This is a genomic window from Methanosarcinales archaeon (genome assembly GCA_014859725.1).
In the GTDB taxonomy this organism is placed as follows: domain Archaea; phylum Halobacteriota; class Methanosarcinia; order Methanosarcinales; family Methanocomedenaceae; genus Kmv04.
Window position 1 is genome coordinate 1 of sequence record JACUTQ010000045.1, and the last position, 14285, is coordinate 14285.

At 38.0% G+C, this 14285-nt stretch carries 10 protein-coding genes; 6 read left to right on the top strand and 4 right to left on the bottom strand.

Features of this window, described 5'->3' with window-relative positions:
• Positions 1 to 317 (top strand): DUF3387 domain-containing protein (locus IBX40_05510; GenBank protein MBE0523776.1); only part of this gene is annotated, 317 nt, incomplete at its 5' end.
• A 28-nt stretch (positions 318 to 345) separates the two neighbouring features.
• Entirely contained in the window at positions 346 to 1323 is a 978-nt protein-coding gene (locus IBX40_05515) for a hypothetical protein (GenBank protein MBE0523777.1), read from the top strand.
• 16 nt (positions 1324 to 1339) lie between these two features.
• On the opposite strand, the gene IBX40_05520 is transcribed toward IBX40_05515, so the two are convergent.
• Positions 1340 to 1792, bottom strand: a complete 453-nt coding sequence (locus IBX40_05520) for a MarR family transcriptional regulator (GenBank protein ID MBE0523778.1) — start codon at positions 1790 to 1792, stop codon at positions 1340 to 1342.
• Positions 1793 to 1929: 137 nt separating this feature from the next.
• Between IBX40_05520 and IBX40_05525 the strand changes: the two genes are divergently transcribed.
• Genes IBX40_05525 through IBX40_05535 form a run of 3 tightly spaced genes read left to right on the top strand, consistent with a single transcriptional unit; the run spans position 1930 to position 6467 of the window.
• Positions 1930 to 4275: an RND family transporter gene (locus tag IBX40_05525; protein MBE0523779.1), complete on the top strand. Its 2346-nt coding sequence runs from the start codon at positions 1930 to 1932 to the stop codon at positions 4273 to 4275.
• Positions 4272 to 5375, top strand: a complete 1104-nt coding sequence (locus tag IBX40_05530; GenBank protein MBE0523780.1) for a hypothetical protein — start codon at positions 4272 to 4274, stop codon at positions 5373 to 5375. The genes IBX40_05525 and IBX40_05530 overlap by 4 nt, the downstream gene beginning before the upstream one ends.
• A 24-nt stretch (positions 5376 to 5399) precedes the next feature.
• Positions 5400 to 6467, top strand: coding sequence for a hypothetical protein (locus IBX40_05535; protein ID MBE0523781.1), 1068 nt, complete (start codon positions 5400 to 5402; stop codon positions 6465 to 6467).
• Between the two features lie 17 nt (positions 6468 to 6484).
• On the opposite strand, the gene thiC is transcribed toward IBX40_05535, so the two are convergent.
• Positions 6485 to 7765, bottom strand: coding sequence for a phosphomethylpyrimidine synthase ThiC (gene thiC, locus IBX40_05540; protein MBE0523782.1), 1281 nt, complete (start codon positions 7763 to 7765; stop codon positions 6485 to 6487).
• Positions 7766 to 8008: 243 nt separating this feature from the next.
• Between thiC and IBX40_05545 the strand changes: the two genes are divergently transcribed.
• The gene (locus IBX40_05545) at positions 8009 to 9394 is read left to right on the top strand and encodes an NAD-binding protein (protein MBE0523783.1); all 1386 of its coding nucleotides are present in this window, start codon (positions 8009 to 8011) and stop codon (positions 9392 to 9394) included.
• Positions 9395 to 9419: 25 nt separating this feature from the next.
• On the opposite strand, the gene IBX40_05550 is transcribed toward IBX40_05545, so the two are convergent.
• Together IBX40_05550 and IBX40_05555 are read right to left on the bottom strand one after the other, a co-directional pair.
• Positions 9420 to 12845, bottom strand: a complete 3426-nt coding sequence (locus IBX40_05550; protein ID MBE0523784.1) for an S-layer protein — start codon at positions 12843 to 12845, stop codon at positions 9420 to 9422.
• Between the two features lie 77 nt (positions 12846 to 12922).
• The gene (locus IBX40_05555; protein ID MBE0523785.1) at positions 12923 to 13984 is read right to left on the bottom strand and encodes an AI-2E family transporter; all 1062 of its coding nucleotides are present in this window, start codon (positions 13982 to 13984) and stop codon (positions 12923 to 12925) included.
• Positions 13985 to 14285 lie beyond the last annotated feature (301 nt).

The following is a 14285-nucleotide window of genomic DNA, read 5'->3' on the forward strand; positions in this document are numbered from 1 at the left end:
TGGACAAAGAGCCTCAGGATATGGGATTGTCTGAATTTGAATATGCTTTTTACACTGCAATTGCTGATAATGACAGTGCAAGAGAATTGATGCAAAAAGAGGAGCTACGGGAATTAGCTGTTGTATTATTTGAGAAAGTCAAACAAAATGCATCAATAGACTGGACTATAAAAGAAAGTGTCCGGGCTAAATTAAAAGTAATTGTAAAACGGACATTAAGACAATATGGTTATCCGCCTGATATGGAAGCACTTGCTACAGAAACAGTGCTTAAGCAGGCGGAATTGATCGCAGATGAAATAACAAAGATGGGATGATTGATAAATTACAGGCATTGTGGTAAATATGATCAATGAAGAGAACGTAAACCAGGCAATTTATGAATATGCAAATGAAAAATATGGCAACCAGGCATATGAACAGTTCCGGCGATATGTTGATGAATTTCCCGAAAAAGACTGGGAACTGCCTGATGAAACCTGGGTTAACAATTTTCTTGCATGGCTTTTTTTTGAAAAAGTGCTTCCACAAACTGGCCTGACCATAGCAGAGGAATTTGCGGAAAATACACCTGAATTGAGTTCTGAAATGAAAGAGAATGTTCTAAATATGAAAAATATTATCCGCTCAAAATTTCTAGTTATTTCAAAAAAGGGTTCTTTTCTAAAGATCAGAGATGGAAAAAAAGGTAATGTATATAACGTAAAAATAATTACTGAAAATCCCATATTTCCCAACTCTGAGATAAATGGCAGAATTCATCAATTCAGCGATCATTACCGTTTTGCGGGTGTCTTTCAAATGTCTACATCTCCACTCATACTGGATCCGAGGGTTCTACTCGGTGCCTTTGAAAATGACAAACTTAAGAAAATTGAAAGCATTCCATTACGCCGGGTTTCTTCTCTAAAGTCAATACTTAATAAATATCCGGCTCATTGGATAGATTGGATGTGTATGCATTATGGCTTGAAAGGGGGGCTTAAAAAGGATAAAGTCCTGAGGATTGAGGATAAAATTGTAAATGACCTCCTCCAGATCGTCTTAAAATTACAGGATAAGTCTAAGGAAGCGCTAGCCCTTTGTATTGAGCAGGGCGGCGTTGTGAAATATGCTAAGCTTAAAAACTACGATGATGACATGGATTTCTTCTGGAAGGAGGAAAATCCCGTATCCACGATTGGCATGCTCAGGCAGAAAGGACTGATGGTTGTTGGAAAAATGGTCTTCGGTGACAGACAATTCAAGGTTGCGTTCATACCTGTTGAAATCCGTGAGGGATTAAAATCCGTGTTGTGCTCCAAAAACATTCATCCTTTGTAGCGTCTGAATAACTTCATCAAAGTTTCAATTCACTTTCCCCTGTCTTTGCGATTTTTTCCATGATAGTAATAAAATTCTCCTGTTCATCAAGGGTAAGAATACTTAATATTTTTTCGAAAATTTCTTTCTTATGATTTCGGTGAAGTATCACGAATTGGTTTCCTTTTTTTGTTAATACTACTTTTACAATACGTCTATCACCAGGATCACTTTCTCTTATTACAAGATTTTTATCCAGCAATCTATCAATAATTTTGGTAGCAGTACTAAACCCGATATCCAGATTCTTTGCCAACTGGCTCATAATTAATTCATTTTTTTGATAGATGGATTCCAGCGCAAGAATCTCAGGTTTACTCAGATTAAAACCATAAGACAGATCTTTCTCTGTCGCACAGAATTTACTGATCTGATCAAATACATCTAATATGCGTGTAATGTTATTCTGTGTAACTTTGATATTATTCACGATAATATGTATATAATTTCAAATTTATAAAGATTCCTATTTGTAATATTTTGCATATAAAATATTTCAAACTGGAAAGTTTATACATACATTTATGCTTATAGAGTTACACACTTGAGAACCTGGGTTGATGCTTTATAAAAAATATCTTTAAGAAAATAGGACTTTTTATCGAAAATAATCCTTTACCTATTATCCTATTAGCATTTCTGCTCATTATCGTATCAGTTCAGGGTGCTCAGCAGATCGAGATGGGATCTGGTACTGAAACATTTGTAGAAAAGAATTCAAAATTGTATCAGGATTATGACCACTTATATCTAAGGATATTCAGCACACAATCAATTGCAGTACTGGTAGAAGGAACTGATATTAAAAAACCTGAAGTAATAAAATCAATTGATCTACTGGAACAGCAGACCTTAAACATACCTGGTGTGATTGGAACAACCAGTGCAGCGTCTGTAATCAAGAATATCAACTTTCAAATGACAGGACGGCAGATAATTCCTGACACAAAAAATGAAATAACATCAATAGTTTCGAATAATACGTCTGAATTTGGAATGCTCATACCAGATGAATCACACACATTATTATTTATTGAGATGGCTGGAGATTTATCAGATCAAGAACTGATAGAAATTCTCCGTGAAACTGAAAATTCAGTTAAACTTTCAGATTTTCCACCTGGTTATTCAGTTATTGTGACAGGTGATCCAGCATTTATGGTCGCAATGAATGATGAAATGAATTCCAGTATGGCACCTCTTTTAATGATATCAGTTCTGCTGATGGCTGTAGTCCTTTATCTGGTGTTCAGGCATGTTAGATGGAAAATCCTGCCCTTACCGATTGTACTGCTTGGGATCATTTATACATTCGGTGCCATGGGTTTTTTGAAAATCCCACTCAGTATGGTTTCCATGTCTGCATTCCCCGTCTTAATAGGATTGGGGATAGATTATGCAATTCAGTTTCATAACAGGATAGAGGAGGAGCTTGAAAAAGGTGAGAATGAAGCAGAAGCTGTTATTGAGACAATTAAGCATACGGGTCCTGCAGTTCTTGTTGCTGTTACCATCACATCGCTGGGTTTCATTTCTCTATCTATTTCTTCAGTCCCAATGATCCAGGATTTTGGAAAATTACTGCTTATTGGAGTAATAATGTGTTTCCTGTCTTCCCTGTTTGTTGGAGTAACAGTGATATATGGTCTTGATAAACTTGTTAAGAAAAATAATAATAAAAATAATAAAGGGAACAAATCTGCTGATAATAAAAAATCAGTAAAGAACTCCAATAATAGCTCAAATTCAATAGAACTGTTTTTGGAGAGAATTACAACTTTAACAATTAAACACCCGGGAATTATACTCAGTATTGCCGTGCTTTTCTCACTCTCGGGATTTTATGTGGATTCTTTTGTGCCGATCCAGACCGATGTACAAACATTCGTACCACAGGATATGCCGGCACTGGTCGATCTGATGCATTTAGGCAGTATAATTGGTGGAACTGATACACTGAATCTTATTATAAAGGTTGATGATTCAGCAAATCCGGAAATACTTAAATGGATCGATGAATTCAGTGCCCATGAAGTCGAGAGAAGAGGACGCATCTATAGTGCATCCAGCATAGTACCGATATTAAAATCGATTAACGGGGGAAACATTCCCGACAACAATGATGATGTAGAACGATTATACCAGCAGATACCAGAAATGCAAAAAGACAGGTTCATCCATGGAAAAAATACAATGCTGCTTAATCTTGAAATCGGAAATGCCATTAACGATATTGGTCTCGTAGGAGTACAGGAATTAAACGGCATTATTCAGGATGATATTGCATGGATGCCCCCTCCTCCAGGCACTGAAGTTACAATTACAGGGCATTCTGTAGCCTTTTCAACAGTAATCAGCGCATTAACAACAGGTAGGATTGCAATGACTCTCCTGGGGCTTGTGATGGTATTTGGAGGGCTGTTAGTTATTTACCGGGATTATGTCAAAGCTCTTACTCCTGTTATTACCATGTTCATGGTAATCGGCTGGTCAGGAGGAATTATGTACTTTTCCGGATTGGAATATACTCCTATGACTGCAACTCTGGGCGCATTAATCCTGGGAGTCGGGTCAGAATATGCGGTATTGATGATGGAGCGTTATTTTGAAGAAAAAGAGAAAGGTGCCCATCCTGTAGATGCAATGCGTGAAGCAAGTTCGAAGATAGGAAAGGCAATAATTGCATCTGGTCTTACTACAATTTTCGGGTTTTCAGCTTTGATGGCTTCACCATTTTCTATGAATCGAAATTTCGGTATTGTAACTGTCATTGATGTTGCGCTGGCACTGTTTGCCACCTTCGTTGTTTTCCCCATAGTCTTGGTACTGCTTGATAAAAGGCGTGAGAATAAAAAAACCTTTAATCTTGAAAGCCACAAAAATGCGAAATTTATGGAAGTGAATGTTCAATGATCAGACTCGATTCAAGCCTGGACAATAAAAAAATATTTTTTAAATTAATAGTTGCATTTATTCTGTTTAGTGCAATTATTCTGAACATGTCGAATGTTTCAGCAAATGCTGAATTACTTAATCCGAACTATGCTTTTACAACCAACTACTATGATGGTTTTGGAGAACCAAACCTGTTTGCATCAGTTATTGGGGATCCGGAATTTGAGCGCGGTGAGACAGTCCGGTTAAAGATCATTCTCGTAAATAAAGGCGCACTAACTGGTTTTAAATACCGTACCAGTGTTGGGACTGATGAACTCAAACATTTGGCGTCATTAAAAGAACTGGAATATGAATCAATGCGTACAACTGCCCTTGGACTGGAAGCCCAATTGACATCAAATTCACCGTTTATTGATATTGAACCCGACACAAATGTTCAGACTATTGAATCCCTTATTCCAGGAGAATTGCCCGAAGATCCGTTGATATTTACTATGACTATATCAAATAATGCTCCATCTGGCATGTATTATCTCCAACTCCCTGTTTCTTATGAGTATCAAAACCAGGTGCTAATGACTACAAACGATGTGGTAAGGTTGGGTATCACTACTCTTGACCATACTGTACATTATACTACTGCCAACAAGACTCTGGTAATTCCTATTTTTATCCAGGAATCACCAAGGTTTGAGATCGCAAATGTTTCAGGGAATCTTGTACAAGGAAAAAGCCAGACAATTGAAGTGATATATAAAAATACAGGTGAAAAAATCGCTTATGATGCCATTGCCCGGATTGTAGCCATGCAGCCGTTAACAGTTAAACAACCTATAGTCAGGCTTGGGACAATTAAACCTGGTGAGAGCAAAACCTTATCTTTTGAAATATTTGCAGATTCAGGTGCAGTAACAAAGACATACGGTCTGGATAGTGAGATAAAATATCTTAATGATGATGATGAGATTGAAATTTCAGATAACCTGATGGTGAGTATACCTCTGGAAGAAGCGGAAAAAAAGCTTAGTGCTTTCATGCTGGCTATGGCAGGGGTGATCATTTTAGTGATCTATCTGATTGTTAATACTTTACGCAATTTAAAAAAATATGACTGATGAGACTAATTTAGAGGAAGAAATATGGATAAAAAAATTAATTTTACCAGAATAATTACCTTAATGGTCCTGGTGCCATTATTGTTACTTACGAATGCTCAGGCAGCTTTTCCTGAATATTTTGATATTAGTAAGAATTACTATACAGTTTATGGCAGTCCGGATGTAAGTGCATCAATACTTGGCGGTGCTGAGTTTTCCCGAGGCACTACTGTTACTATTAATATTAACCTCAATAACAAAGGTTTAATTACCGGATTCAGATCAGAACAAGAAGCAAATGATGAATTTGAGCAATCACTTCAGGAAACGGAAATGAGATATGAAGGACAAAAAACCACAGCAATTGGTATAGTCTCCACTCTTGTCTCCTTAAACCCTGCAATAAAAGTAAAATCCGGACCCCAGGAAGCAGGTACATTAGTGTCTGGCCAGCAAACGGAAGAACCTGTAAAGTTTACTATCGAAATTGCGAAAAATGCCCGGGCAGGCACATATCCACTTTTGTTAAATTTGATATATGGTTACCAGGAAAATGTCCAGATCGATGGCAGGAATACCACAGATATTGGTTTAACTGATCTTGAAGTTGGATTGTGGTATGAGATCAGGAGCCAGAATCTCACTTTACCAATAGTTATTAAACCACAAGCAGATTTTAGCATCATAAACGTAACAGGTAATTTGAAAGCCGGAAAAGAAGGTCTTCTATATGTTACTTATAAGAATATTGGAGAACTTCCTGTAAAGGATGCAACAGTCAGGATAAGTGTATCTGACCCATTTAGTACAACGGACGATCAGGCATTTATTGGTTTATTGGAACCTGGAGAGAGTTCTACAGCAATATTTAAATTGAAAGTTGATAGTACGGCCACATCCAAAATGTATGGCATAAATAGCGAAATCAAGTACGAAGATATTGATGGACATGAACAAATTACTGATAATATCAAGATATCAATTGAGACGTTACCAGCCGGATCAGCATCAGAAAATTTAATGAAATATGCTGGAATAATTATTGTGATCGGGTTTGCAATCATTCTGGTTTTTGGTATTCTGAAATATAAAAAGAAGTCAGGCAGTTAAATTCTGCCTGACTGGTGTCATTTTTTATTAAAAGCATCTTTCATTATCTTAATGGAACATAATTCTCCACACATGCTACAGGTGTCCAGGTCTTTACACCTGGAATGTATCTGAATAGCTTTCCGGGGATCAATAGCCATCTTAAATTGTTTCTCCCAATCAAGATTTGATCGTGCAATAGCCATCTCATGGTCAAGTTCCCTGGCTTTCCGGCGTTGACCTAATTTAATCAAATCAACAGCATGGGCTGCAATTTTTGTCACCACAGTACCCTCCCTGATGTCTTCCACATTTGGTAATGCAAGATGTTCCGAGGGAGTGGTCATACATAAAAAATCAGCCCCTGCAAGACCTGCAACTGCTCCCCCTATGGCTGCAGTGATATGGTCATAACCCGGAGCAATGTCTGTGATCAATGGACCCAGTAAATACAATGGTGCACCATCACAAATGTTCTTGATGGTTCTAACTGCAGGTTCGATCTCATTCAGAGGTACATGGCCTGGTCCCTCTACCATACTCTGGACGCCTGCATTTCTTGCTCTTTTAACCAGTTCACCGAGGGTGATTACTTCTTCGAACATTGATCTATCTGATGCATCTGCAATACAGCCCGGTCGCATCCCATCTCCCAGACTCAATGTTATATCATATTCTTTGACAATCTCCAACAAGTAATCAAATTCTGAATAAAAAGGATTCTCACTGCCATGATGTATCATCCATGCAGCCAGGAACGACCCGCCCCTGCTGACAATATCAAGTATTCTCCCATCCGATCGTAACAGGTCAATCGCTCTTAATGTAACACCGGTATGAATAGTAACAAAATCCACACCATCCTTGACATGCAGTCGGACTGCATTGAACATGTCATCTTTTGTCATGTCAAGTACAGAAGAATGTTCACTGGCTGCCTGGTAAATGGGAACTGTACCTATAGGAACATCGATCTCTTTTAATATTTGCCTTCTGACGCTGTTTATGTCTTTTCCGGTTGATAGGTCCATTACAGTGTCGGCCCCGTTGAGGACAGAAGTCTTAGCTTTTAACAACTCTTCTTCAACATTTCCATGTTCCCGGGAAGTGCCGATATTGGCGTTTACCTTAGTGGAAACACATTCTCCTACTGCTTTTGGGGATATATGTTCTCTTAATACATTTTTTGGTATTACAACCCTGCCTTTTGCGATTAGATTAGCAAGCTTATGAGGCTCGATTCCTTCGATCTCACTAACTTTTGAAATGGTCGAAGTTATATTTTCTTTTTTTGCAGATTCTATTAACGTATCCTTCATAGTAATATTTGTTTATACCCTTTTGATTCAGGATAAAAGTTTGCTATGTGAAATCTTTTAGGGATTATACAACAAAACAATTAAGTAAATCTTTAAGAACATATAAACTAACTAACTAAGATTATTGGAGGTCTTTCCATAGCCAAAGAAATAAATGAAATAGCATTGGATGAAGATATCATCCCAGAGACCAAACCAGACACAAAAACCAAGGCCATTTATGCGATCCTGGGTAGTGGGGGTATGGGAAATTCAGTTGCCAAAGAATTAGAAGAGCGTAATGTTGGCCTTATTTTTATTGAAAAAGATACCAGCAAAGCAGAAACATTGAAAGAGCAGGGTTTTGATGTGGAAATCGGCGATATCAGCCAACCTCAGACTATAAAAATGCTTGACATCCCCAATCTTGAAGTGGCATTCATTTTAAGTTCTGATGGTGAAGCAAATTTCCAGGCCTTGACTAATCTTAAGAAACTCAAACCTGATGTGTATACAGTTGCACGAGCTATTGATCAGGCAAATAAAGAGCGTCTTGAAGCAGCTGGGATCGACTCTGCAATATTGCTTAACAAGGCAACAGCTCATTTCATGGTCCAGTCTGTGGAAAGGGCCGCGACTCTGAAAAAGACAAAACAGCTCCAAAAAGTTATCAGGGAATTGGGCGATAAAGAATTAGCCATTGTATTACACAATAATCCTGACCCGGATGCAATCTCAGGAGCTATGGCATTAAAAGAGATAGCTAAAAGTGTTGGCGTTAAATCAGAAATATTATATCACGGAAGGATCGGACATCAGGAAAATAAAGCATTTGTCAATCTTCTGGGTATTGATATGGAACGAATGGACCAATACAATCTTTCAAGGTTTTCAAAGATTGCCCTTTTTGAATGTGCAATACCCGGAGTTAATAATCTACTGCATCCAGGTACAAAAATAGATATTGTGATCGACCACCACCCGGTAAATGTCTCAGAAGTAAAAGCCGATTATATTGATATCCAACCCAATATCGGGGCCAGTGCCACGATAATGACGATCTATTTAAAAGAATTGAATCTTGAGATAAGTAGTGAGCTGGCCACTGCATTATTATACGGTATCAGGGTTGACACTGATGAATTCAAGAAAAATACCACACAGGAAGATATAGCTGCTGCAGCGTTCTTGTATCCTATGGTAAACCATAATATCCTAAGCCAGATCGAGACACCATCCATGTCTACAGAGACCCTTGATGTGATGGGGCATGCGATCAAGAACAGGCAGGTAATCGGTAGCTATCTCATCTCTAATGTAGGCCTTGTCCGGGATAGGGATGCACTACCCCAGGCAGCAGATTATTTATTGAACCTGGAAGGTATTACCACAACCATTATATTCGGACTCTCAGAAGACACCATTCATATATCTGGCAGAAGTAAGGATGTCAGAGTAAATATTGGGGAGGTCATGCGTGAAGCATTTGGAGAGGAGTATGGTGGGGGACATACAACAGCTGCTGGTGGCCAGATACCTCTGGGGGTATTTAGCGGAACCAGGGATAAACAGACCTTAATGAAATTAGCTGAAGAAGCTGTGGTAAAAAAGCTATTTACCGTTATGGGTGTGGAAGAAAAGGAAGAATAGTGTTCTTCCTTTTTCCAATATATTTCTATCTTTCAAATAGCTGTTTTAACTGGATCTTTATTGCTTCTACTTTTGCAGCTATAACTTCCGTAGTCAATGTACCAGTATAAATACTGTATATTATAGCTATGGCAGCAAATAATGCAATTATACCAAATACTAAACCGGTTATGGAACCTTCGCCTGCTACTTTGAAAGTTCCTGTACGATCATTAAGCTCGACACGATATGTTCCTGGCTTTGATCTATTGACAGAGTATGAAAGTTTGACAGTTTCACCCCGGTCTAACAGCAATTCTTGCGTTTCTATTACTTCATTGTTGATTTTCAGAATTGCCGTGTCTGAATCCCGTATGGTTCCGAAATTTGCAGCTTCAGCTGTAATATTTACCATCTGGCCAGGCTGGACAAGTCTTGGTTCGATTGTCAAATTGGTAAAAACCAATTTTGCTGCCGGGTCAGTTACATCAATATCCTGGGAAGCGTCCTGATAACCTGATTTTGAAACTGATATTGTAAAGGTGCCGGGTTCTTCAGGAATATATGTAATATTACCGTTAGAGGGTGTTGTACCCAGGTCTATATTTCCGAATTTGACCGAAGCACCCCCGATCCCGACACCTTCGGATGTTATTGAAATGGAGATCTCTTCACCTTTATCAATCACAAGAGGAGCACTGATCTCGATGGTTTTAGGCTGGTGAAGGACTTCGATCACCTCACTTACACTTTCATAACCTGATTTTGAAGCATTGACTGTGATTGTGCCAGTTTCTGTTGGGGTATAGGTCAATTCACCATTGGAATCGGTAGAACCTATTTCAATATCACCAAATGTTATTGTAACATCTTCGATCTCATCGCCATCAGATGTAACAGTCATGGTTATCTCTTCATTCTGGAACACACTATCAGGTATTTCAAGTTCCATGTATTCCGGCTCTTCAACAATAACTTCCAGGAAGGGGTAGAACCTGACTGTCGAGCTGTTATCTGCTACTTTGATCTTGACATCGCCCATTATGTCTATGGTTTCACCCTTACTTAATGAAAATTTAGCATCGTTCTCCAACGTGATCTCATCATCATTAACATCGATAACTTCCATTTTTCCATAGGAATCACCATTTTTTACTGAAATAAAGTCTTCAGATATCTGGAATAGTCCGTCAATAAAAACCGAACTTGTTTCAAAACCGGTAAATACATTTTTGATATGTGCAATAATGATAGGAATATCTGTACCACCTACTTCCACATCATACACAAATGTTTCATCAGTCCCGAGAATATCTGTGGTTATTGCATCACCATCTTGATACACACCGATCATTACCAGATCGCCATCACGACTTATATCCTCGATCCTCAGACTGTACCCTTCCTGAAGTGTCAGAGGGTTCCCGAGACGGAGTGTGTATTTTTTATCCTCGTCGATGAGGATCTTGCCCAGCCTCTCTTCACCAATTAAACTCCTGTCACTGGAGATAAATGTAGAGGAACGGGTGTAACCTGCAAAATATTTCTCTCCCATGAAACCTATGGCCTGATAGGACTCCCAGCCATCTTCTTTATGTTCAAAATTGACAGATATTGGTTTTGTGGTATATTTCAGGTCTCCTGAATCGATACTCGTGTCATCTGTATCCTCTCGTTCAATACTCAGGGACTCTTTACCAAAACCAGTATCCATATCATACAGTAAACCTTCAAAGTTCAAAGGAGTCCATTCCGGATCCTCTTTTTCAGTCACAGTACCCCTGAGTTCGTATGTTCCTGGTTCGGATGTATCAACTACAGGTGCAAATCGCAGAGGCTTATCATCGCCGACTTCAATATTGATCTTTCCCATTAGATTAAAAGACTCGCCTTTGTGTTTACTAAGGGATATGGAATTCTCGTTTTTCATAACTATCTCATTTGAATCAACAGAATCAATTGTCATCAAACCGAATTTTTCACCATTATTAACGCTGGTAAATTCATCTGATATCTGGAATATGCCGTCGATTCTTATAGAACTGGTTTCCATCCCGGCAAAAACCGAATTAATATGAATGCCAATTATCGGTATGTCGTCCACTTTATAGACAAGCGTATCTCCGCCTTCTAAAATATCCTCCTCAACCTTAGAGTCGTCTTTAAACAATCCAACCAGGGCCTGGTTTCCCTGAACATCCAATTCCAGGATCCGGAACTCATAACCTTCTTCAAGAGTAAGAACATTTCCGGCTCTTAACATCTGGCTTTTATCATCATCGACCAATACTTTGCTAAGTTTATCTTCATCCATGAGGTTATCATTTGAATCCCCGATACTCCCTGATTTATACCCGGCAAAGTATCTTTCTGCCATGAATCCGATAACATAATATTCCCCGAATGTGCTTCTTTCAAATTTGACAGGTATTGGTTTAGCTGTATAAACAACATCATTCTTGCCCAATGACCAGTCAATATCGGTTATGGTAAGGGTTTCTCCCCCTTCGTCGCTATCCAGGTCATAGTAGAAACCACCAAAGGACCATGCATCCCATGTATATTCCCGGGATAAATTTTGTTTTTCATCCCAGATACGGTTGCCTGAATAAAATTCTGCAGGATTTACCGTCCATGTCCATGAGGTTGTATTAGTGGCCTTGGATGTAGTATTGGTGGCAGTTGCTTTTACAGTAAATGTTCCGGTTGAACTTTTCGATGTTGTGAATGATGCAGATGTTACTGGTGTGCTATTCGTGCCATTCATTTGCACGTTATTATCATCATTTATTGACCATACAACTTTACATGCTTGATTCAAATCAACTGAAAATGTTCTAGATTCTCCAATTAGATTCGAAGGATATGGTTCTTTAGAAGGTACAAATTTAGTAAAAATGATGGGTGTTGGAACTACTGACCACGTCCATTTATAACTATCATTTCCATATGAATTTTCAACAAATACGATGACATTATAATTATTTCCTATAACCGGTGAATTGTTAGTATATTGTAACTTACCCGCATTCTTTGAAGCTACGGGCTCTTCAACAGTCCCATTTATAAACCATGTTACATTAATTGCCTGATCTACATTTATACTAAATATTTGTGTTTTACCGATTTCAGAAGAGAATGTCTGAGCAGGAACAGGATTGGATAAATTTGGCCCAGGTTTCGCAGTTACTGTCCAGTCCCATTTATAAGATTTTGTATCACTGCCATTCGCTGCAATAACTGTTACATTATATGCCCCAACAGGTGTTGTATTATTTGAATAATCTGAATAAGTAGTATTGTTATCAGTTTTGGGCATTAGAATCCTGTCTACATACCATGTAAAATTCACAATTATATTAGTGGAAGCATTAAAGGTCTGGCTTTCACTGAAAGTAGAAGATGTAGATTGATTCGGCGATGTAGATGTAAAATCAGGTACTACAGCCTGAGCTGTCCCCAGCATAACCATGATCAATGAAATAAACAAAAATCTCAATATAATATTCTTAATCCCTCTCATAATATCATTACCTTGTTCTTATTTTATTAGATATCTTCATGCTTAAATATTTCACCATTCGTTCCTTTAAATTCCATATAAGCTCTATAGGCAGCGATGAGCAACCCAAGGAATATCGGTGCCATAAAAAACCCACCAATGCCTCCCACGAGACCACCGCCAATAAAAGCGATCATAACCAGCAGTGGATGAATACTTGACGTCCTTCCTATAATATATGGTTTTAAGAACAATTCGTTTGGTGCATATAAAATAATGCTGGAAACGATCAGGAACACCGCAGCATTCTCAAATCCAAATTCAAAATACCTGAATACAGCCATAGGCCCCAATACCATCCAGCCTGCAAATATCGGTATCAGACCTGCTAACAGCATAAGTGCTGACATCGCAGGTATGTGGGGAACATTGAAATAATAAAAAACTGCTATTGATAAAATTCCTGTTATCATGGCAGCGTAAATATTCCCAAGGAAAATACCTGCCAGAATATGATCAAGATGTTTCTTAAATGACTGGGCTATAGGTAATTTGTCTTTTGGGATGATATCCATCAAAGCATCAATGAACCTGAAACCATCTAATAATAGGAAAAAACAAACAAAGATAGAAATAATCACATTCAACAAGAACAATGCAACACTAATTCCAAATTGGGGGATCTTTGCCAACTGGGGGAGAAAAATTGAAGAAAGATTGAATAAAATATTTTGTATTTGATCGTATATCGGCTTTGGAACGTCCAGTTCATTAATATAAATTATTAATGAATTGAAATACCACTGGTTTTGTGCTAATAATATCAACTGGTTTACAATCTCCACCAGTCCTAAGCCAAGAATCATGATAAGTGGAGTGATTATGGTAAAAGTAGCTATGATCGATGATAAATAATTGCTCACCCCCTTTTTCTCGATCTCTCTTTTTAAGGGACGTGCAATATATGCAAAGACCAATCCCAGGATGATACCGTCCATGAGAGGGAGGATAATAAAAGTAAAAACAGTCAATATTATCAGAAAGATAAATAGAGCAATAATATTCCATTTATTTTCGATAAGGATTTTCATCCCGTCACTTTCTGGCATCCATCTCCTCCTTTGAAATTATTAGTTATCAGACTATTTATATAGATTGGCTAAATTTTTGAAAATGGTCAACGATAATGATAAGATAATGCGCGATATAATATTTAAACATGCCCATATATGGTCGGATTGAAATAATATTATGTAAAATCGTTTCTAAAAAGTTTTTATTTTTTTACTTGATATACAATTTTACCCACAATTTTGGTAATCTGATTCTAAGCTGATAATATATTTCATATCCTTGTATTTTGCAGGAGGCCGAATCCACACCTTTTTATCGCTTAATATTCATTTCAGA